This window comes from Curtobacterium sp. MCPF17_031 (genome assembly GCF_003234035.1).
GTDB lineage: Bacteria > Actinomycetota > Actinomycetes > Actinomycetales > Microbacteriaceae > Curtobacterium.
Genome location: NZ_QKSG01000004.1, coordinates 72079 through 91445 on the forward strand (window position 1 = coordinate 72079; position 19367 = coordinate 91445).

Here is a 19367-nt window from a genome sequence, read left to right on the forward strand (position 1 = left end):
GAGAGGCGACCCCGCCGTCGGCACACCGCCGTCCCCGATCGAAGGAGTGTCATGTCCGACACCACCCCGGCCGCTCCGAGTGAGCCCGTCGACACGAACGCTGCGTCCGTCCCGCCCGTCGAAGCCACGCCCGAGTCCCCTGCGACCGATGCACCGGCCGCCGAAGCCGTCCCCGCCGAGGCTCCCGCTCCGGCGACGGCCGCTCCGACGCCGACCCCTGCCGCTGCCGTGCCGGTCGCCCCGGTCGTGCCGCCGCAGACGAGCCTCGCGTCACGCGGTGTGAACTACGCCGTGGACATCGTCTTCTGCATCGACGTGACCGGGAGCATGGACCCGATCCTCGACGCCGTGAAGGCGAACGCGCTCGGGTTCTACGACGACGTGCAGACCAACCTCACCGCGAAGGGCAAGAACGTCGCCGAGCTCCGCGTCCGCGTGATCGCGTTCCGTGACCTCGTCGCCGACGGTGCTGCGGCGATCGAGGAGTCGCCGTTCTACGGCCTCCCCGACGACCGCGCCCGCTTCTCCGAGTTCGTCGGGGGCCTCGTCGCCGAGGGCGGCGGAGACGCACCGGAGTCCGGTCTGGAGGCCGTGGCCCTGGCCATCGCGTCGCCGTGGACCCGCAACGGTGACCGCCGCCGTCAGGTGATCGTGGTGTGGAGCGACCAGCCCGCACACCCGCTCGACCCCGCAGCTGTCCCCGCGGACCTCCGCTCCCGCATCCCCGCCGACTTCAGCGCGCTCACCGACGCGTGGGAGGACGAGCAGGGCGTGATGGGGTCCAGCACGAAGCGCCTCATCCTCTTCGCCCCGGACGGTCCCGGCTGGAGCGACATCTCCGCCGAGTGGGAGAACGTCGTGCACAACCCCTCGACCGCCGGTGGTGGACTGTCCGACGTCGACTACGGCACGATCATCGACTCCATCGGGAACTCGGTGTGAGCGAGACCGCTGCGGGCCCGACCGCGTCCTTCGGGTTCAACCTGGCCAAGGTGCCGGACCACGGCGAGGACTCCGACCCGATCCTCCGCGAAGGTCCCGACCTCGGGCTCGCAGCGGTCTTCGACGGCATGGGAGGCGCGGGCGGCACCGTCTACGACACGCCTGACGGCGCGCGTTCGGGTGCCTACCTGGCCTCCCGGCTCGTCCGTGACGTGGTGGAGGAGCACCTCCTCCGCACGCTCACCCCGGACCGGCCGCTGCCGCTGCCGGCCACGGCCGTCGAGCTGCACGACGCGATCGAGACCGTGCTACAGGACGCGTTGACCGGGCTCAACGCCCCGGTGAGCCGGCTGCGGTCCCGGCTGCTGCGCGCGCTCCCCACGACGATGGCGCTCGGTGCGCTGCAGCGCAGCGAGCCGGACGGGTCCCGCTGGGTCTGCGAGGTGCTCTGGGCCGGGGACTCCCGCGTCTACGCGCTCGACGCCTCCGGGCTGCACCAACTGAGCATCGACGACCTCCGTGACCCGAGCGACGCGATGACGAACCTCCAGCGTGACTCGGTCATCAGCAACGCGATCTCCGCCGACACCGACTTCCAGGTGAACCACCGGCGAGTGACGCTCGAGGCGCCGTTCGCCCTCCTCTGCGCCACCGACGGGTGCTTCGGGTACGTGCCGTCCCCGATGCACTTCGAGAAGCTGGTGCTCGACGGACTGGCCGAGGCCGAGACCGACGAGGACTGGTCCCTCGCCGTCCAGCGGACGATCAGCGCCGTGACCGGTGACGATGCGTCGATGGCCACGATCGTCGTCGGTGCCGACCTCGTCGACTTCCAGGCAGCCCTGGCTCCGCGACGTGCCGAGATCGCCGACGTGGTGGTCGCGCCCCTCGACGCGATGGCCGACGAGATCCACCGCGCGCAGCAGGACCTGACCGACCTGCAGGCACGGTACGTCGCCGCGCAGGCCGAGCAGTGGCAGCGCTACCGTGCCGGGTACGAGCAGCTGCTGCAGGACGACCCGGACGCGTCGGTCGACTCCGCCGAGGAGACCCCGTCGCGCCAGATCTGGAAGCCCGCGAAGCGGATCGCCACCGGGCACGTGGCCACAGCTGCGGACACCGACAGCGCGCCGGACACCGGCGAGACACCGCTGTCCGACGGTGTCCCGACACGTGAAGGGGAGGCCTCCTGATGCAGGCCGGAGACGTGTTGAACGGGTACACGCTGCTCGCCGACTTCAGCGTGGTGGGAGCGGGCCTCAGCCGCTGGACCTTCGCCACGAAGGGCGGGCGCGAGTACTTCGTCAAGGAGTTCCTCAGCCCCACGTACCCGGAGGACAGCTCCCCGGGCAGTGACCGCGTCAAGGCGCGGAAGCGTGAGCGGTGTGCAGCCTTCGAGGCACGGCACGCCGCGATGCAGACGGCGCTCGCACCGCTGTCGACGTACGGCGGCAACCTCATCGTCACGCTCGACTTCTTCCGCGCGGGCGCGAAGTACTACAAGACGACGGAGCGCGTGGAGTCCGAGGACCTCGGCGTCGCCGGCATCGCCGCCCTGCCGTTCCGCCAACGGCTCGTCCTGCTGAAGTCGGCCGCGCACAGCCTGAAGATCCTGCACGACCTGCACATCGTGCACGGTGACCTGAAGCCGGACAACGTGCTGGTCAAGCGGACCGACCTCGGGTACACGAGCAAGCTCATCGACTTCGACAACGCCTACGTCGCGGGTGACCCGCCACCACCGGCCGAGATCGTCGGCACGATCAACTACTACTCGCCGGAGCTCCTCGGGTACATCCAGGAGGACGGAGTCGCCGCCGCGGACCTGGGGACCGCAGCGGACATCTTCGCGCTCGGACTGATCTTCAGTGAGTTCCTGACGGGGGAGTTGCCCGCCTACGACCGTGCGTACGGCGAACCAGCCGTGGCCGTGCGGAGCGGGGTCGTCCTCCGGGTCGACCGTTCGACGCTCGATCCTGCCCTGGCCGACCTCGTCGACCGGATGTTGCTGGCCGACCCGGCGTCACGGCCCACGGTCGGGCAGGTGCACGCCGGCCTCATGAGCCTCCGCGGATCCGGTGAGGCGGTCGCGCCGGCCGCGATGCCAGCCGCACCGGCAGCGACGCCGGCCCCGTCGACGACGCCGGCCGCAGCGCCGGTCGCTTCCGGCGGCCTCCGCGGGAAGCTCGTCAGGCCAGCATCCACGCCGGCCGACGCCGGGCCTCCCGTCAGGACGAGCGAACCGGCGGCCGACCCGTCCGGCGTGACCCCGCCGCCTGCTCCGTCGAGTGGACTCAAGGGCAAGCTGCTCGGGCGGACTCCGCGCGACCGGAGGTCCGACCGTGGCTGAGATGCCGGCGGTCTGGCGCTGCCCGGTGTGCGAGGGCGTCAACCGTGGTGGCCGCACCTGCAGCACCTGTGGTGAGCAGCTCCCCCCCGGCTTCATGCCCGCGGACGCGGCACCCCGGCCTCCGGAGGCCCGTCCACGTCCGTCATCCGCGGCACCGCGGACCGTCGCACCACCGCCACGGCGAGCGCCGCGGTTCCCGAGCCCGGAGGAGATCTTCGGGAGCAACCCCTTCCGCTGAGCCATCCGGCGGGCCGTCGACTCCGGCCCGTCGGTCAGCGCTCGACGGTCAGGGGGCGACCGGGATGCCCTGCGCGTCCGCCCACTGCATCGAGTGCTCCGCCTGCTGGCGCGACAACCCCGTGACCATGCCGCAGTTGCTGCACTCGATCAGGTAGGACGTCCCGAGCGAGAACAGCGGGATGAAGAACAGCGTCACCTTCTGCCGCTCGCGGACGATCTGCTGTGGTGCCGCGACCCCGCAGTGCCCGCACACGAAGGTCACGACGAACAGGAGCGCCGCGACCGCGCGGGTGCCGAAGAGCAGGAACATCCTTCGAGTGAACCACCCGACACATGTCCATCCGGACGGGTGCGGGAGCCGTTCCTCGATGGTGAGCGTGGTGAGCGCCGCGACTCCGACCTACTGCGAGAGCTCGCGGTCCAGCCGGTCGAGGAGCGCCTCGAGCGAGACCTCGAACTCCTCGTCGCTGCGGTCCTCGCTGAGCAGGGCACGCAGCCGCTGCACCTCCGGGGCGATGTCGAGGGACAGGTTCCCGTCGCCCTCCGGGACGGCGGCGCCGCCCTCGTCGAGCGGCTCCTCGGCGGGTCCGGCCTCGGCTCCCCTGACCACGGACTGCAGGAGGAGCTGACCCAGCAGGAAGCTGCTGAACGCGCGGTAGGCGTTGACGGCCTGCGCGTCGGAGAACCCGTTCCCGGTGAGGGCCCGGAGGAACGTCTCGACGACCTCGATGCTCCGGAGGGGCGGACGCAGCCAGGGTGCGGCTGGGTGGCGGGTGGCGACGAGGGGGAACGCCTTGGGGTGGTCCGTCGCGATCCGGCGGACCGCGTGCGCGACCGTCTGGAGGAACGCCTGCCAGTGCGTGCCCTCGGCCTCCTCCAGGTGGGAGACGAGGTCGCTCATCAGGGAGGCGACGATGCCCTCGAGCAGGTCCTCCTTCCCGTGCACGTACCGGTAGAGGGACATGGCCTCGACACCGAGCTCCTGCGCGAGGGAGCGCATCGACAGCCCCTGCATGCCCGACCGGTCGATCTGCCCGAGCGCCGTCGCGACGATGAGGTCCCGACTCAACCCGGGTGCGGTCGTCCTGTCGCGTGCCGCCATGGCGGATCTCCCTCGCTGTGGATGGGGCTTCCGGCCCCGACGGCGTCCTCGGGACGCGTCGCTGTCCGTACCTGAGACCGTACGCGCGCTTACGCCGTAAGCTCCGACGCGGGCTTACGCCGTAAGTCCGCCGGGGTGACCTCCACCTCCATCTCGGACGCACTCCTCATCGGATCCGGTGACCACGCCGGGGAACAGGAGCACCACCATGATCGACAGCAACAGCATCAACGACCTCATCGGCGCCGACGTCTACGGCAGCGGCGAGGCGAAGATCGGCACGGTCGGACAGGTCTACGTCGACAACGACACGCAGGCGCCGACCTGGGTGACGATCCGCACGGGTCTCTTCGGCTCGGCCGAGACGTTCGCCCCGCTGACGGACGCGAACTTCGACGCCGGCATCGTCCGGGTCGCGTACGACAAGGCGTTCGTCAAGGACGCACCGCGTGTCGAGGCCGACGGCGCTCTGAGCGACGAGGAGGAGCAGGCGCTCTACTCGTACTACGGCATGACCGACACCTCCGTGGCGGACGAGCAGCCCCTGTACGACCAGGACGCCGACCGTGGTGCGAACACCCACGGCACCCAGGGCCACGACACGTCCGGCCCGACGACCGACGACGCCATGACCCGCTCCGAGGAGCGTCTGCGCGTCGGTACCGAGCAGGTCCAGGCCGGCCGTGCCCGTCTGCGCAAGCACGTCGTCACCGAACAGGTCACCAAGACCGTCCCGGTCAGCCACGAGGAGGTCACCCTCTCCCGCGAGCCGGTCACCGACGTGAACGCCGCTGACGCCCTCGCCGGCCCGGAGCTCAGCGAGGAGGAGCACGAGGTCGTCCTCTCCGAAGAGCGTGTCGTGACCGCCAAGGAGACCGTCCCCGTCGAGCGTGTGCGCCTCGGCACGGAGACCGTCACCGAGCAGCAGACCGTCAACGAGGAGGTCGCCCACGAGGAGATCGAGCTCGACGACAGCGAGGTGCGCGGCACCACCGACGGGACCGTCACGGACCGCGACCTCCGCTCCTAGGCACCACCGGCGACGGCCCACCCGTCGCCCGGACTGAGCCCACTCACACCTGTCGGCCCCGATCATGACGAGCGGGGCCGACAGGCGTTCCCGCCCCCTCCCGTTCCCTCACCGGAGCACCCCACGGCCCAACGGAGCAGACCATGACCCATCGAGACCAGCCGCACGCGTCCGACGCTGACGACCACGTCGAGGTGGTCCGCAGCGAGGAGCGCCTCGCCGTCACCACCGAGCGTCACGCCACCGAACGCGTCCGACTCGAGCGGTACATCGTCACCGAGCAGCGCACCGTCACCGTCGACGTCAGCCGCGAGGAGGTCCGCCTGACCCGTGAGCCGATCACCGGCGACACGCGCCTGCCCGCCGCCACCGGCGACACCGTCCGCGAACCCATCGTGGTCGTCCTGCACGAGGAACAACTCGTCGTCTCGAAGGTCGTCGTGCCGGTCGAGCGCGTCACGCTCACCACGCACACTGTCACGCACGACGTGGTCGTCGACGAGACCCTCCGGCACGAGGTCGTGCACGTCGACGAGGTGACCGGGCCGACAGCCTGAGCAGCCCACCCGAGCACACCGAGCCTCCTGGCCGTCATCGTGACGGACGGGAGGCTCGTCTCGTTCCGGGCAGGACCGCGCGTGTGCCGGGGTCGCTTCGCATTCTGCACACAACGCGCACGTGTCTGCGCGTTGTGTGCAACTCTTGTCGTACCGGGCCGGAACGACCCGGAACGAAACGATGGAGTTACGTATGTCCGTTCCGATCAAGGCCGCCATCGAGAAGGTCCCTGGCGGCATGATGCTCGTCCCGCTCCTCGTGGGCGCCGTCCTCGCGACGGTCGCCCCGGGCACCGCGGATTTCTTCGGCTCCTTCACCGGAGGCCTCCTCACCGGGAGCACGCCGATCCTGGCCGTCTTCTACGTCTGCATGGGCGCGAGCATCGACCTCCGCGCAACGCCCTACATCCTCAAGAAGGGCGGGGCGCTCTTCGGCTCGAAGGTGCTGCTCGCCGTCGTCATCGGTGTGGTCGCCGGGCAGTTCATGTCCGAGCTCCCCGTCCAGGGCGGCTTCCTCGCCGGCCTGTCCGTCCTGGCCCTCGTCGCCGCGTTCAGCGACACGAACGGCGGCCTCTACATGGCACTGATGGGCCAGTACGGCAAGCCGAAGGACGTCGCAGCATACTCGATCATGACGATCGAGTCCGGCCCGTTCCTCACCATGCTCATCCTCGGCGTCGCCGGCCTCTCCGCGTTCCCGTGGCAGGCACTCGTCGGCGCGCTGATCCCCCTGGTGCTCGGCATGGTCCTCGGCTCACTCGACCCGGCGATGCGGAAGTTCCTGTCGTCGGCGTCGCCGGTGCTCATCTTCTTCTTCGGCCTGGCGCTCGGCTTCGGCATCAGCCTGCAGACCGTCCTCAGCGCCGGCCTCGTCGGCGTCCTGCTCGGCCTGGTCGTGCTGTTCCTCAGCGGCGCTGTGCTGTTCCTCGCCGACCGCTTCACCGGCGGCACCGGCCTCGGCGGACTCGCCGCGTCGTCGACCGCCGGCAACGCGGCGGCGGTACCGATGCTCGTGGCCGCCGCGAACCCGGCGTACAAGGAGGCCGCGGGTCCCGCGACCGTCCTCGTCTCCGCCGCCATCGTGGTGACGTCGATCGGCACCCCGCTCATCGTCGCCTGGTACGCCCGTCGCCTCGCCGCGAAGAAGACCGGTGGGGACACGTCCGGCGTCGCGGCCGTCGCCGTCGATCGGGCCGCCTCGTGAGCGACGCCGCAGCCACCCTGACGATCGTCGCCGACGACCTAACCGGTGCCGCTGACGCCGCGGCCGGGTACGGCGCGATCCGCACCAGCGCGGTCGTCCTCGGCCCGGAGGTCCCCTGGCCTGCCGCTGACGTGCTCGCGGTCGACACCGAGAGCCGGTACCTGTCCGGCCAAGAGGCCGCCTCGCTCGTCGGCTCCGTCGTCCGCCGCTCGGTGGACCTCGGTCGGCCGGTCTTCAAGAAGATCGACTCCCTGCTCCGCGGCAACGTCGGCGCCGAGGTCGCGGCAGCACTCGATGCCGTCTCCGGACCGGAGCGCGCCCTGGCGGTCGTCGCACCGGCCTTCCCCGGCACCGGCCGCACCACCGTCGGAGGCGTCGTCCACGTCGGTGGCGCGCCCAACATCGACGGCGACCACGCCGGTGACGTGGCCGCATCGCTCACCGCAGCGGGCCTCCAGGCCGGGAGGCTCAGCCCCGCTCCGACGGACAGCCCTGCGGACATCGCGGCCCAGCTGGACCGCCTGCACGCCGACGGCGTCGACGCGGTCGTCCTCGACGCGGTCACCGACGCCGACCTCGAGACGATCGCCCGGGCCTCCCGGCTGGTCACCGGCCCCGTCCTCGTGACCGGCTCCGGCGGACTCGCCGCGCACATGCTGTCGCTCGCAGACAGTGGCGCGACACCGACGGCACCGCTGGCGCCGGTCGACCGCGTCCTCGTCGTCGTCGGGAGCTACTCCGGACCCGCTCGATCGCAGATCGACGAACTCGTCCGGCGCGGTGCCGAGCACGTCGAGTTGCGGCACCGCGACGACGGTGAACAGGCGGCGACGGACCAGATCGCCCGTTCCGTCTCGGACGTCGTCCTCACCCCCGACCTGGGCGTGCCGGTCGACAAGGACAACGCCCTCGACGTCGCCGCAGCCCTCGCGGCGACCGTCACCCGCAGCGCCGGCTGCTTCGGGGCTCTCGTCCTGACCGGCGGGGAGACCGCCCGAGCCGTCCTGGACGCGCTCGGCATCGACACCGTCCGCGTGCACGGCACTGTCGAACCCGGCGTCGTCCTCAGCAGCCACCCCGACCACCGGCCGGTCTTCGTGACGAAGGCGGGGGCGTTCGGCGACGCCGGCACCCTCGCCCGCACCGTCCGGGCCCTCCGACAGCAGAACACAGAGCAGTAAGGAAGAACAATGAAGCCGATCATCGCGATCACGATGGGTGACGCCGCCGGCGTCGGACCCGAGATCATCGCCAAGGCGATGGCCGACCAGGCGACCCGGTCCCTGGCGACGATGTTCGTCATCGGCGACCTGCGCCGCCTGCAGCTCGCCATGGACGTCGTGTCGAGCACACTGACCCTCAACCGCATCAGCGACCCGTCCGAGGTGACCGAGGACCCGACCACCATCGACGTCCTCGACATCCCGTGCATCCCCGAGGACCTGGCCTGGGGCGAGCTCTCGGCCGAGGCCGGACACGGCGCCTTCCTGTTCATCGAGAAGGCCGTCGAGCTCGCCATGGCCGGCAAGATCGACGCCATCTGCACCGGTCCGCTCAACAAGGCGGCCCTGCACATGGGCGGGCACCAGTTCCCCGGGCACACCGAGATGCTCGCTTCCCTCGCAGGGGTCGAGGAGGTCTCGATGATGCTGACCGCGCCGAACATGCGCGTCATCCACGTCACCACCCACCTGGGCCTCGTCGACGCCGTCGCCGCGATCGACGGCGACCGGGTCTACCGCACCATCACGCGCGGCAACGACCTGCTCGTCCGCTCCGGCAACGAGCGTCCGCGCATCGCCGTCGCGGCCATCAACCCGCACGGCGGCGAGAACGGTCTGTTCGGCAACGACGAGGAGGCCCAGAAGATCCAGCCCGGCGTCGACCGTGCGCGCGCCGAAGGCCTCGACGTCATCGGCCCGCTGCCCGCCGACACCCTCTTCATGCTCGCCAGCCGTGGCGACTACGACCTGGTCGTCGCCCAGTACCATGACCAGGGCCACATCCCGGTGAAGGTGCTCGGGCTGAAGAACGGTGTGAACGTCACCGTCGGCCTGCCGTTCGTCCGGACCTCGGTCGACCACGGAACGGCGTTCGACATCGCCGGGAAGGACATCGTGGACCACGAACCGCTGCTCGAAGCGCTCCGCCAGGCCGCCGACCTCTCCCCGGAGCGCGAAGGCTGACGTGAACGCCCGCGACCGTCGGCGCGAGATCAGCCGCCTGCTGCAGGAGAAGCCCGTCACCGTCGACGAGCTCGCAGCGGTGTACTCGGTCTCCGCGTCGACGATCCGGCGGGACCTCGACACGATGACGCGGGACGGCGCCATCGTCCGGACCTACGGTGGCGCCCAGACCATCGGCGGAGCGGAGCGGAGCCTGCGGGAGCGCGAGGCGATCGCGGTGGAGCAGAAGGCCGCCATCGGACGGCTCGCGAGCACGTTCATCCCAGCCGGAGCGGTCGCGGTACTCGACGCCGGAACCACGGTCGGGGCCCTCGCGCGGAACCTCGTCCACCGCGAGGGCATCACCGTCGTGACCACCGGGCTGACGACCACCAACGCGCTCGAGCACAGCACGGGCGTCGAGCTCATCGTCGTCGGCGGACGGCTGCGGCACATCAGCTCCGGGTTCGTCGGCCCCTTCGCCGAGCGGGTCATGGCGGACGTCTCCGCCGACGTGGCGTTCCTCAGTGCCGACGGGGTCTCGGCGGAGCACGGGCTCTGTGAGGAGACCCCGGAGCAGGCATCACTCAAACGCGTGATGGTCGAGCGGGCACGGGAGCTGTACGTGCTGGCGGACTCGACGAAGCTCGGTGTCGCGTCGTCCCACTGGTGGACGCGGATCGAACGGTCGTGGTCGCTCGTCACCGACGACGGGGTGACGGAGGAGCAGTTGGCACCGTTCCGGGCATCGGCGTTCGTGACGGTGCACGTTGCCGGGACCGGGCAGCCCGGGTCGGACCGCTGACCTAGGAGCGGTCGGGTCCGATCGTCCACGCTGCCCAGGCGTCGAGCTGCGCCTGCGCGTTGCCGAGCGAGTTGTGCGATCCGCGGATCGTGCCGTCCGTGGAGTGCAATTCGTACCCCTGGCCCTGGTCGATCGTGCCGACGACGATCCCGTCGCGGCGGGCGGTCCAGTGCGCACCGGAATCGTGTCGCCATGTGATGGCCTGCATACGGTCCACGAACGCCGACTTCCTGTGTTGCGCCGCTCACGGGGACCGACGACCTTCCCGACGATAGGCCGCCGACATGTGTGACCCGACATGTGCCGCTCACCGGTCTTCCGCGACTCCTCGTGGGACGCTCGGGGGATGAGCACCTCCCAGACCGTCGTCATCGCCGGCTGCGGCGACCTCGGCACCGAAGCCGCCCTCCGTTTCGCCGACCTCGGGTACCGCGTCGTCGGACTCCGGCGTCGCGCCGAACTCCTGCCCGCACCGATCGAGGGTCGGAACACGGACCTGCGGCAGGACGTCCCCGAGATCGACGTCGACACCGCGATCGTCGTCGTGGCGCTGGCTGCCGGCAGCCGCGACCCGGACGAGTACCGCGCGACCTACGTCGACGGCCTCCGGAACGTCTTGGACGGCATCGACCGGTCGGGAGCGAGGCCGCGGATCGTCGTCGTGTCCTCCACCGCGGTCTACGACGTGTCGGACGGGAGCGAGGTCACCGAGGAGACGCCGGCGACCGGCGGGACGCCCACGGCGGAGGTCCTCGTGGAGGCCGAAGCGCTCCTCCGCGAGCGAGCTCCGGGTGCGGTGCTCCTCCGACTCTCCGGCATCTACGGGCCCGGGCGCGAGCGACTCCTCAACCAGGTGCGCTCTGGCAATGCCCGACTCGCGCCGACCCCGGCAGCGTCTCCCCACACGAACCGCATCCACCGTGACGACGCCGCCGCCGCGATCGTGCACCTCGCGACGCTGGACGACCCGGCACTGACCTACCTGGGCACCGACGACGAGCCCGTCCGGCTGGACGACGTGCTCCGGTTCCTCGCCGACGAACTGCAGGTGCCGGCACCGCAGCCCGGCCCGGCGTCAGACCGACAGGCGGGCGGTGACAAGCGGCTGTCGAACGCGCTCCTCCGGTCGGCCGGCTTCGCGTTCCGCTACCCGACCTACCGCGAGGGCTACCGCGCGGTGCTCGCTGGCGCAGGCAACCGTCACGCCTGAGCACCGGTCAGTGGGATCCGGGCCGAGCGGACTCAATGCCCCCGGTGGTCCTGGATCGTCATCCGCGGCCCGAACGCCGGCTTCCGGAAGCCCGAGCCCGCGATCAACCGCACGACCCGCTCCCGGTGCCCCCGCCACGGTTCGAGCAGTTCGAGCATCCCGTCATCGTCGACCGGACCGCCGGTGAGCGCCCACCCGACGAGTGCTGGCACGTGGTAGTCCCCGACGCTCGGCGAGTCCGGGTCGCCGTGTGCCCGCTGCGCCGTCTCGGCGGCGGTCCACGGCCCGACGCCGGGGATCGACTGCAGCCGACTCGCGACGAGCTCCCCGCCGCGGCCGAGCGTCAGCGTCCGCTCGAGTGCGGGCGCGACCTTCACGACTCGCATCACCGTCGCGGAGCGCCCGGGTTCGATGCCGGCCTTGTGCCACTCCCAACTCGGGATCCGGGCCCAGGTGTCGGCGTCCGGCGGGACGACCATGCCCTCCGGAGCCGGGCCGGGTGCTGGCGTTCCGAAGCGTCGGACGAGGTACCGCCACGCACGCCAGGCCTGCCGCGAGGTCACCTTCTGCTCCATGATCGCGGGCACGAGCATCGCGACGACGGTGTTCGTCCGGAGGAGCCGTAACCCCGGCTGGCGGTGTCGCGCCTGCTCCAGGAACGCATGCGCAGACACGTCGAGTTCGGACCAGTCGTCACCGCGGCCGACGAGGTCCGGTCCGTGCGACACAGCCCACGCGGCTCCGGCACCCCACGCGCTGATCGCGACGGCGTCGCTGACGGCCCGGACGAGGACGGACGCCGGCCCCTCCGGGGTGCGCAACGCGAGCCACACGTCGGACCCGACCACCCGGTGCGCCGGGTCACCGGAGCCGCGCGAGAGGGGCCGCAGCGTCGCGATCACGTCCACCGGGCCTCCCGGCCGGTAGACGGTGTCGACGCGGCGTAGGTCGACGAGCGGGTCGCGATCCTGCTCGGCGTCGCCGGTCGACGCCGCAGCGGATCGGACGGAAGCCATGCAGGGATCGTAAACGCCGGTACGGACACCGGCGACCGTGGCGGACGGCACCACCGGCGGTTGTCCACAAGCTCGGTCACAGCGTGGCGGTCCCGGACCCGCGTCGGCCATGATGAGGGGGTCCACCGAACCCGACATCGGAAGTCCTCTCCATGCGCATCGGCATCCTCACCTCCGGCGGCGACTGCCCCGGTCTCAACGCGGTCATCCGGGCCATCGTGCTCAAGGGCATCGCGATCCACGGCCACGAGTTCGTCGGCTTCCGGGACGGCTGGCGGGGCGTGGTCGAGGGTGACATCGTGCCGCTCGGCCGCAAGGACATCCAGGGCATCGCGAAGCAGGGCGGGACGATCCTCGGCACGAGCCGGACGAACCCGTTCGAGGGCCCGAAGGGCGGCGTCGAGAACATCACCGCGACGCTCGAGCGGCACGGCATCGACGCCATCGTCGCGATCGGTGGCGAGGGCACACTGGCCGCCGCGAAGCGCCTCACCGACGCCGGGCTCAAGATCGTCGGCGTCCCCAAGACGGTCGACAACGACCTCGGTGCCACGGACTACACGTTCGGCTTCGACACCGCGGTGGCGATCGCGACCGAGGCGATGGACCGCCTGCGCACCACCGGCGAGTCCCACTCACGCTGCATGGTCGCCGAGGTCATGGGCCGGCACGTCGGTTGGATCGCCCTGCACTCGGGCATGGCAGCGGGCGCGCACGCGATCCTCATCCCCGAGCAGAAGACGTCCCTGGCGCAGATCGCGGAGTGGGTGCAGGCCGCCTACGACCGCGGACGCGCACCGCTCGTCGTGGTCGCCGAGGGCTTCGTCCCGGACCACGAGGACACCGCCCACACCGAGCGCGGCCTGGATGCCTTCGGCCGACCTCGCTTGGGCGGCATCGGCGAGCGCCTCGCCCCGCTCATCGAGGAGATGACGGGAATCGAAACGCGCGCCACGACCCTGGGCCACATCCAGCGCGGCGGTACGCCGACGGCGTACGACCGGGTGCTGTCGACGCGCCTCGGGCTGGCGGCGATCGACGCGGTGGTCGAGGAGCGCTGGGGTCGGATGGTCGCGCTGAAGGGCACCGACATCGTGCACGTCTCGTTCGCGGACGCGCTCGGCGAGCTGAAGACCGTGCCGCAGGACCGGTACGACGAGGCCGCCATCATGTTCGGCTGACGCCGTCCCACCCGAGGTCCGCCCGGTCCGCCCGGTTCCGGCCGGGAGGCCCGGGGTAGCGTCGCGCGCATGACCCGCGCCGTCCTCGCCTCACGTTCCGCAACCCCCGCCGTCACCGACGTCGAGATCGGCGACCCGGGCCCCGGTGAGGCGCTCCTCGACGTCACCCTGTCCAGCGTCAACTACAAGGACGGCCTGGCGCTGGCCGGCAACCCCGGCGTCGCCCGGGTGGATCCGCTCGTCCCCGGGATCGACGCCGTCGGCACGGTCGCAGCAGTGGGCAGCGGGGTGACCGACGTCGCTGTCGGGGACCGCGTGGTGCTCAACGGCGCCGGACTCGGTGAGACGCGACACGGCGGCTGGGCGGAGCGGGCGCTGGCCCCGGCCGGGTCCCTGGTGCGACTGCCGGACGACATGCCCGACGAGCGTGCCGCGGCGATCGGCACGGCGGGGTTCACGGCGATGCTCAGCGTGCTGGCCCTCGAGCACGTGGTCGTGCCGGAGGACGGGCCGATCCTGGTGACGGGCGCCTCCGGGGGCGTGGGCACGGTGGCGATCGCCCTCCTGGCAGCGCGCGGCTACACCGTGACGGCGTCGACCGGGCGACCGGAGAACGACGCCTCGCTGCGCGCGCTCGGCGCGACCGAGGTGATCGACCGGGCCGCCATCGCGGAACTCGGGAAGCCGATGCAGCGTGCGATCTGGGCCGGTGCGGTCGACAGCGTCGGCGGTGCGACCCTGGCGAACGTCCTGGCCTCGACGAAGTGGGGCGGCGCGGTGACCGCCTGCGGTCTCGCGCAGGACAGTGCCCTGCCGACCACGGTCCTCCCGTTCATCCTGCGCGGGGTGTCGTTGCTCGGGGTGAACTCGGTGGACGCACCGCTGCCGGTGCGGAAGCGGGCGTGGGACCGGCTCGTGTCGGACCTCGACCCGGCGCTGCTCGCCGGGGTCACGCGGACGGTGGACCTGGCGGCGGCGATCGAGGTCGGCGCCGAGGTGGTCGCGGGACGGGTGCACGGGCGGACGGTGGTCGACGTCCGACGCTGACCCGGGTGCCGGTCGTCCTCAGGACGGAGGACCCCCAGCGGACTCAGCCGGAGGGCGGATCGCTGAACCACCCCCAGGCAGCATGTGGCACATCACTCCCGAACGCTTCACTGTTCACGTCGCCGGATGAGCCGGTGACACGAACAGAAGGAGTGGTGATGAACACCATCAAGAAGACCATCGTCGGCATCGCGTCGTCGGTCGCGCTCGTCTCGGCGATCGCCCTCGGACCGGTGGCGGCCTCCGCATCGGCGTCGGGCCCGGACGGGAACGTGTCGGGTCCACCCGTCGCGGCGCAGACCACGCCCACCTCGGCGCCGACCACCTCGACCCCGACCACGGTGGTCCCCACGGCCTCGACGGGTCCCACCGCGCCGCCGGGCGGCAAGGGCCCCAACCGGTCGATCCCCGGCCTGGAAGGGCCTGGCGAGCCGCCGCTGATCGAACGTGACAGCAACGGGCTCCTGACCCAGGACAGCGCCCGCCGCCTGCTCGCCGCCGGGTGGCGAGCGACCGACGGGTCGGAGCTCGAGGAGATCGCGAGCGGGAACCACGGGCCGGGGAGTGGCGGTGACCTCCAGAAGAAGCCGGCGCCGGGGGCCGGTGCTCCGGGAACCGGAGCTCCGCGCACCGGGACGTCGGGCACGGGGACGTTGCCCCGCGTCGCCGGATGAGCCCCGGGGGTGGTCGTGGCGGCTCCGTCACGGCCACCCCGCCCCTCGGGCCTCGGCCCCGGGGCGGACGGCCGCGCCCTGTCCTCGAACCACCGGATGGAACGACATGTCCTCGCACCGGAAGACCCGATCCCTCGTCGCGGCAGCCCTGGCTGCTGCCCTCGTCCTGGGCGGACCCGCCTCCTGCGCCGCGCCCGCAGTGCACCAACAAGCGACACCGATCGCGCCCACGGTGACACCGTCCGACACGACGAGGACGCCGGGGTCCGCGCTCTCGACTCCACGACACCCGCCCACGACCGAACCGTCCTTCGATCCGGCCGGTCTCCCGGCAGCAGTGCACGACGCCGTCGTCCCCGACCTCTTCGCAGCTCCGGACACCGCGCCGGTGGCCGCCGGGCGACTGCGGATGGATCTGCCGCTCTACGGTGAGGACCGTGACCGACCGGTGGCGGTCCTCCCGGCCCGCGACTTCCTCGGCGACGCGACGACCGTCGCGGTGACCCGATCCGACGGGGACTGGTCCGTGGTGCTCACGCCGGCACGACGCGTGCTCCCGTCCGCCGCGGGCCCGGACGGGGCACCGGCCCAGACGGCCGCCTACGTCCGGACCGACGCGCTGCCGCCGCTGCGTCCCGTGGACGCCTCGGTGATCGTGTCGGTCGCGCGGGCGACGATGACCGTCCGGGCCGGGAAGCGGGAGCAGCAGTTCCCGGTCGGGGTCGGCACCCCGGGGACGCCCACCCCGACCGACGTGAGCGGCTACCTGCAGGCCCGGTACACGGACCCGGCGCAGGGCCAGTCCGCACACCGGATCCAACTCACGTCGCTGCACGCCACCCGGCAGGACGAACCCTACGGGGGTGATGACGGCGGCCTGATCGGCATCCACGTCGGACCGATCGGCGGCGGTGCGGTCTCACACGGCTGCATCCGGGTCGGGCCGGGTGCACTCGCGGCGGTCGACGTGCTCCCACTGGGGACGGCGATCCGGCTGACGCCGTGACGCGGTGGTGCTCTGCTGCCCTGACGCACTGCCGCCGCGATGCCGAGAGCGACGACGATCCACCCGGCGACGCGGTGGCATGCTGCCCGCCGGTGCCGACCGCTCGTCAGCCCTGGACGTACCCGCAGCGGAACGCCTCGATCACCACGTGGATCCGGTCGCGGAGCCCGGTCTTGCGGAGGATGCTCGCGACGTGGCTCTTCACGGTGGCTTCGGAGATGAACAACTCGCCGGCGATCTCTGCGTTCGACGCCCCGCGGACCACCGCCCGCAGCACCTCGTGTTCGCGGCCGGAGAGCGCATCGAACCGGCCACGATCAGCCGCGGCGCCGTCGGACACGAGCAGGGTCCCGCGGGTCCGTTCCAACAGGCGCCGGGTCGCGTGTGGCGCGACGATCGCGTTCCCTGCAGCGACCGCGCGGATCCCTGCGAGGAGCTCGTCGGCCGTGCAGTCCTTGAGCAGGTACCCGCTCGCCCCGGCATCGAGCGCACCGAAGGCGTGGTCGTCGACGTCGAAGGCGGTGAGGACGAGGACGCGGCATTCGGGGAACCGCCGGACGATCTCGGCGGTCGCCGCGATGCCGTCCGTCCCGGGCATCCGGGCGTCGGTCACGACGACGTCCGGTCGGAGTCCGCCGGCTCGGTGCACGGCGTCACGGCCGTTGCTCGCCTCGCCGACGACGGTCATGTCGGGTGCGGCACCGACGACCATCGCCGTGCCGGTCCGGAGCAGGTCGTGGTCGTCCACGACGAGGACCCGGATCACGGCCGATTCCCCGCTCCGGTCCGGTCGGTGCGGTCCGGGACGGCGACGGACGGGAGGCCCGCCCCACCCGGCAGGACCGCCGTCACCTCCCACGTGCCGTCCTGCTCCGCCGGGCCGGCGACACATCGTCCACCGACCGCCTGCAACCGGCGCTCCAGCCCGCGGAGGCCACGCCCGTTCCCGCGCGGGCCGGGCCGGACGCCGTCGTTCCGGACGAGCACGGACCCGGGTGTCCCGTCCTCCGGGTAGCGGACGAGGACCTGCACCGCGGTGGGGTCAGCGTGCTTGAGGACGTTCGTGAGGGACTCCTGCACGACGCGGGTGACGACCTCCGCTGTGCGGCCGTCCGCCGGGGCTCCCCTGACCGACGACGAGATCGGGACGCCCGCAGCACGCACGTCGGCGATCACCTGGTCGAGGGACGTCGCCGCGCTGCCCTCGGCGCATGGCTCTCGGTCTGGGTCTCGCTCTGGGTCTGGGTCTCGGTCTGGGTCCGGGTCCACGATGCGCACGAAGCGGCGGACCTCGCCCATGCCGGACCGCGCGACCGTCGTGAGTCGTTCCAACGTCAGCGAAGCGGTCCGAGGGTCGTGGTCGACCTGGGCGCGAGCGGCCTCGCCGAGCCGGAGCACGACCGCGAGTGCGGCGGTCACGGTGTCGTGCGCCGCGGCTGCGATCGTCGCCCGCTCCTCGGCTCGTGCCAGCGCCTCTCGATGCTGACGGGCCAGTACGCCGAGCCGGAGCACGTGGAGCCGCTGCAGGGATGAGCGGCGGACGGCCCATCCGCTGACCGAGCCGAGCGCGTACACGGCGAGGCAGACGACGGCGCCTCGGACCGTCCGGCCCGCCACCGCCACGGAGGCGACGAGCACGACGAGTGCGACGCCGTTCGCGACGACGAGGGTCCGGGTGTTCCGCATCGTCGCGATCGTGAACAGGGCGACGGCGGCGCCGAAGGGTTCACTGGAGATCGCCGCCCAGCGGTCGACGAGATCGACGCCGAGTTGTCCGGCGAGGCCCAGCCAGGGGATCAGTCGGCGGACCAGGACGAGCAGGACGGCGGCCACCGGGATGACGTTCTCCGGCCCCTGGTAGGCGAAGCCGGTCTCGAGGATCGAGTAGACGACGAGCACGACGGCGAACCCGAGCGCGACGAGTGCGTCGGCGCCATGACGTCGGATCCTGCCGCTGCCCTGTTCTCCGCTCGGCCGACCTCCATCGCGCCATCGGCGGCTGCGCTGTCCTGAACCGCATCGCTCGGCCGGTCCGTTGCCCATCGGGGCAGAATACCAGATGTCACCAGTGATCCTCGTTTAGAAGCCAAGCGTTTGCACAATGTCACGTTAGGATTTGAGTTCCGAACACCTTCACTGAGGAGACCCGGATGCCGGTACCCAAGTCGACCGTCGAGAACTCGCCCCGGAAGCTCCTCCGGGACGTCGTCCTCGAGAAGATGCTCGCCGCCATCCAGGACGGCACGCTGCAGGCCGGCGAACGCCTGAACGACGACGAACTCGTCGCCTGGCTGGGTGTCAGTCGCACTCCGATCCGCGAGGCGATCGCCAAGCTCGTCGACTACGGCCTGGTCGAGATGGAGGCGAACCGGTACACCCGCGTCGCCTCGCCGACCCGTGAGGCCTACGACGACGCGTTCCAGATGCTCTTCGGCTTCGGCGAGCTCGCCGCCCGCTGGTCCTTCCCCCGCTTCGAGGACGCCGACGTGAAGGCGTTCGGCGCGATCCTCGACGACATGCGTGCCCACGCGAAGGCCGAGGACCGCGCGCTGAACGACGACATCGACCGGGCGATCGCGTTCATGGTGCAGAAGTCCGGCAACGAGCTGCTGATCAAGACGAGCGAGTCCCTGCTGAACCGGGCGAAGTTCGTGCGGATCGGCGAGCCCGAGTTCGTCTTCTGGGACGTGGAACAGGCCCTCGACGGGTTCCGCGCCGCGGCGAAGGGCCGCGACGGCGAAGCCGGCGGAGCCCTCGTCCGCGGACTCGGACGTGCGATGGCCGAGCACCTGGCCACCGCCCGGGCCGCAGCGGCCTGACAGCGGCCGCGTCCGCCGA

At 71.7% G+C, this 19367-nt stretch carries 21 protein-coding genes; 15 read left to right on the forward strand and 6 right to left on the reverse strand.

Translation table 11 applies throughout. From position 1 onward, the window contains the following. Positions 1–51 precede the first annotated feature (51 nt). From DEJ31_RS07670 to DEJ31_RS07680, 3 genes are read left to right on the forward strand one after another with little or no spacing between them, the layout of a single operon-like run. Positions 52–942, forward strand: a complete 891-nt coding sequence (locus tag DEJ31_RS07670) for a vWA domain-containing protein (RefSeq protein WP_110902992.1) — start codon at positions 52–54, stop codon at positions 940–942. Further along, positions 939–2135 (forward strand): PP2C family serine/threonine-protein phosphatase, encoded by a 1197-nt coding sequence (locus DEJ31_RS07675; RefSeq protein WP_110902991.1) that lies wholly within the window; start codon positions 939–941, stop codon positions 2133–2135. The genes DEJ31_RS07670 and DEJ31_RS07675 overlap by 4 nt, the downstream gene beginning before the upstream one ends. Continuing rightward, positions 2135–3292, forward strand: a complete 1158-nt coding sequence (locus DEJ31_RS07680) for a protein kinase (protein ID WP_110902990.1) — start codon at positions 2135–2137, stop codon at positions 3290–3292. The genes DEJ31_RS07675 and DEJ31_RS07680 overlap by 1 nt, the downstream gene beginning before the upstream one ends. A 286-nt stretch (positions 3293–3578) precedes the next feature. Here the strand turns inward: DEJ31_RS07680 and DEJ31_RS07685 are convergent, their stop codons facing one another. Both DEJ31_RS07685 and DEJ31_RS07690 read right to left on the reverse strand, forming a co-directional pair. Beyond that, entirely contained in the window at positions 3579–3842 is a 264-nt protein-coding gene (locus tag DEJ31_RS07685; RefSeq protein ID WP_110902989.1) for a zinc-ribbon domain-containing protein, read from the reverse strand. A 90-nt stretch (positions 3843–3932) separates the two neighbouring features. After that, positions 3933–4634 carry a TetR/AcrR family transcriptional regulator C-terminal domain-containing protein gene (locus DEJ31_RS07690; RefSeq protein ID WP_111121577.1) on the reverse strand — a complete coding sequence of 234 codons (702 nt, stop codon included), beginning with the start codon at positions 4632–4634 and terminating at the stop codon, positions 3933–3935. Between the two features lie 208 nt (positions 4635–4842). Between DEJ31_RS07690 and DEJ31_RS07695 the strand changes: the two genes are divergently transcribed. The 6 genes from DEJ31_RS07695 (at position 4843) to DEJ31_RS07725 (ending at position 10395) form a co-directional block, all read left to right on the forward strand. Beyond that, on the forward strand, positions 4843–5664 hold the full coding sequence (locus DEJ31_RS07695) for a DUF2382 domain-containing protein (protein ID WP_111121578.1): 822 nt from the start codon (positions 4843–4845) through the stop codon (positions 5662–5664). A gap of 143 nt (positions 5665–5807) precedes the next feature. Then, positions 5808–6221, forward strand: coding sequence for a DUF2382 domain-containing protein (locus tag DEJ31_RS07700; protein ID WP_111121579.1), 414 nt, complete (start codon positions 5808–5810; stop codon positions 6219–6221). A gap of 193 nt (positions 6222–6414) precedes the next feature. Next, positions 6415–7425 (forward strand): 2-keto-3-deoxygluconate permease, encoded by a 1011-nt coding sequence (locus DEJ31_RS07705; RefSeq protein WP_110902985.1) that lies wholly within the window; start codon positions 6415–6417, stop codon positions 7423–7425. After that, positions 7422–8606 (forward strand): four-carbon acid sugar kinase family protein, encoded by a 1185-nt coding sequence (locus DEJ31_RS16865; protein ID WP_181433475.1) that lies wholly within the window; start codon positions 7422–7424, stop codon positions 8604–8606. The genes DEJ31_RS07705 and DEJ31_RS16865 overlap by 4 nt, the downstream gene beginning before the upstream one ends. Positions 8607–8615: 9 nt before the next feature. Next, a complete protein-coding gene (pdxA, locus tag DEJ31_RS07720; RefSeq protein ID WP_110902983.1) occupies positions 8616–9611 on the forward strand; it encodes a 4-hydroxythreonine-4-phosphate dehydrogenase PdxA in 996 nt (331 codons plus the stop codon). Between the two features lies 1 nt (position 9612). Continuing rightward, a complete protein-coding gene (locus DEJ31_RS07725) occupies positions 9613–10395 on the forward strand; it encodes a DeoR/GlpR family DNA-binding transcription regulator (RefSeq protein ID WP_111121580.1) in 783 nt (260 codons plus the stop codon). 1 nt (position 10396) lies between these two features. Here DEJ31_RS07725 and DEJ31_RS07730 read toward each other — a convergent pair whose 3' ends face one another. After that, the gene (locus DEJ31_RS07730; protein WP_146240603.1) at positions 10397–10612 is read right to left on the reverse strand and encodes a hypothetical protein; all 216 of its coding nucleotides are present in this window, start codon (positions 10610–10612) and stop codon (positions 10397–10399) included. A gap of 129 nt (positions 10613–10741) precedes the next feature. Between DEJ31_RS07730 and DEJ31_RS07735 the strand changes: the two genes are divergently transcribed. Beyond that, a complete protein-coding gene (locus DEJ31_RS07735; protein ID WP_111121669.1) occupies positions 10742–11605 on the forward strand; it encodes an NAD-dependent epimerase/dehydratase family protein in 864 nt (287 codons plus the stop codon). Between the two features lie 32 nt (positions 11606–11637). Here the strand turns inward: DEJ31_RS07735 and DEJ31_RS07740 are convergent, their stop codons facing one another. After that, positions 11638–12621, reverse strand: coding sequence for a DNA-3-methyladenine glycosylase (locus DEJ31_RS07740; RefSeq protein WP_181433476.1), 984 nt, complete (start codon positions 12619–12621; stop codon positions 11638–11640). Positions 12622–12773: 152 nt separating this feature from the next. Between DEJ31_RS07740 and DEJ31_RS07745 the strand changes: the two genes are divergently transcribed. The 4 genes from DEJ31_RS07745 to DEJ31_RS07760 all read left to right on the forward strand — a co-directional run bounded on the left by DEJ31_RS07745 (position 12774) and on the right by DEJ31_RS07760 (position 16529). Then, on the forward strand, positions 12774–13802 hold the full coding sequence (locus tag DEJ31_RS07745) for a 6-phosphofructokinase (protein ID WP_110902981.1): 1029 nt from the start codon (positions 12774–12776) through the stop codon (positions 13800–13802). A gap of 69 nt (positions 13803–13871) precedes the next feature. Further along, positions 13872–14849, forward strand: a complete 978-nt coding sequence (locus DEJ31_RS07750; protein WP_110902980.1) for an MDR family oxidoreductase — start codon at positions 13872–13874, stop codon at positions 14847–14849. A 158-nt stretch (positions 14850–15007) separates the two neighbouring features. After that, complete coding sequence (locus DEJ31_RS07755) at positions 15008–15523, forward strand: hypothetical protein (RefSeq protein WP_110902979.1); 516 nt, start codon at positions 15008–15010, stop codon at positions 15521–15523. 106 nt (positions 15524–15629) lie between these two features. Beyond that, positions 15630–16529 (forward strand): L,D-transpeptidase, encoded by a 900-nt coding sequence (locus DEJ31_RS07760; protein ID WP_111121581.1) that lies wholly within the window; start codon positions 15630–15632, stop codon positions 16527–16529. 106 nt (positions 16530–16635) lie between these two features. On the opposite strand, the gene DEJ31_RS07765 is transcribed toward DEJ31_RS07760, so the two are convergent. Next, positions 16636–17295: a response regulator transcription factor gene (locus DEJ31_RS07765; RefSeq protein ID WP_258366223.1), complete on the reverse strand. Its 660-nt coding sequence runs from the start codon at positions 17293–17295 to the stop codon at positions 16636–16638. Continuing rightward, positions 17292–18572, reverse strand: coding sequence for a sensor histidine kinase (locus DEJ31_RS17575; RefSeq protein ID WP_111121583.1), 1281 nt, complete (start codon positions 18570–18572; stop codon positions 17292–17294). The genes DEJ31_RS07765 and DEJ31_RS17575 overlap by 4 nt, the downstream gene beginning before the upstream one ends. A gap of 107 nt (positions 18573–18679) precedes the next feature. Between DEJ31_RS17575 and DEJ31_RS17165 the strand changes: the two genes are divergently transcribed. Next, positions 18680–19348, forward strand: coding sequence for a GntR family transcriptional regulator (locus tag DEJ31_RS17165; protein WP_111043670.1), 669 nt, complete (start codon positions 18680–18682; stop codon positions 19346–19348). Positions 19349–19367 lie beyond the last annotated feature (19 nt).

Bases quoted from the DNA above. Each gene is read 5' to 3' on its own strand.
- DEJ31_RS07670 (WP_110902992.1), top strand. From the start codon at position 52: ATGTCCGACACCACCCCGGCCGCTCCGAGTGAGCCCGTCGACACGAAC.
- DEJ31_RS07680 (WP_110902990.1), top strand. From the start codon at position 2,135: ATGCAGGCCGGAGACGTGTTGAACGGGTACACGCTGCTCGCCGACTTC.
- DEJ31_RS07685 (WP_110902989.1), bottom strand. From the start codon at position 3,842: ATGTTCCTGCTCTTCGGCACCCGCGCGGTCGCGGCGCTCCTGTTCGTC.
- DEJ31_RS07690 (WP_111121577.1), bottom strand. From the start codon at position 4,634: ATGGCGGCACGCGACAGGACGACCGCACCCGGGTTGAGTCGGGACCTC.
- DEJ31_RS07695 (WP_111121578.1), top strand. From the start codon at position 4,843: ATGATCGACAGCAACAGCATCAACGACCTCATCGGCGCCGACGTCTAC.
- DEJ31_RS07700 (WP_111121579.1), top strand. From the start codon at position 5,808: ATGACCCATCGAGACCAGCCGCACGCGTCCGACGCTGACGACCACGTC.
- DEJ31_RS07705 (WP_110902985.1), top strand. From the start codon at position 6,415: ATGTCCGTTCCGATCAAGGCCGCCATCGAGAAGGTCCCTGGCGGCATG.
- pdxA (WP_110902983.1), top strand. From the start codon at position 8,616: ATGAAGCCGATCATCGCGATCACGATGGGTGACGCCGCCGGCGTCGGA.
- DEJ31_RS07735 (WP_111121669.1), top strand. From the start codon at position 10,742: ATGAGCACCTCCCAGACCGTCGTCATCGCCGGCTGCGGCGACCTCGGC.
- DEJ31_RS07740 (WP_181433476.1), bottom strand. From the start codon at position 12,621: ATGGCTTCCGTCCGATCCGCTGCGGCGTCGACCGGCGACGCCGAGCAG.
- DEJ31_RS07745 (WP_110902981.1), top strand. From the start codon at position 12,774: ATGCGCATCGGCATCCTCACCTCCGGCGGCGACTGCCCCGGTCTCAAC.
- DEJ31_RS07750 (WP_110902980.1), top strand. From the start codon at position 13,872: ATGACCCGCGCCGTCCTCGCCTCACGTTCCGCAACCCCCGCCGTCACC.
- DEJ31_RS07755 (WP_110902979.1), top strand. From the start codon at position 15,008: ATGAACACCATCAAGAAGACCATCGTCGGCATCGCGTCGTCGGTCGCG.
- DEJ31_RS07760 (WP_111121581.1), top strand. From the start codon at position 15,630: ATGTCCTCGCACCGGAAGACCCGATCCCTCGTCGCGGCAGCCCTGGCT.
- DEJ31_RS17575 (WP_111121583.1), bottom strand. From the start codon at position 18,572: ATGGGCAACGGACCGGCCGAGCGATGCGGTTCAGGACAGCGCAGCCGC.
- DEJ31_RS17165 (WP_111043670.1), top strand. From the start codon at position 18,680: ATGCCGGTACCCAAGTCGACCGTCGAGAACTCGCCCCGGAAGCTCCTC.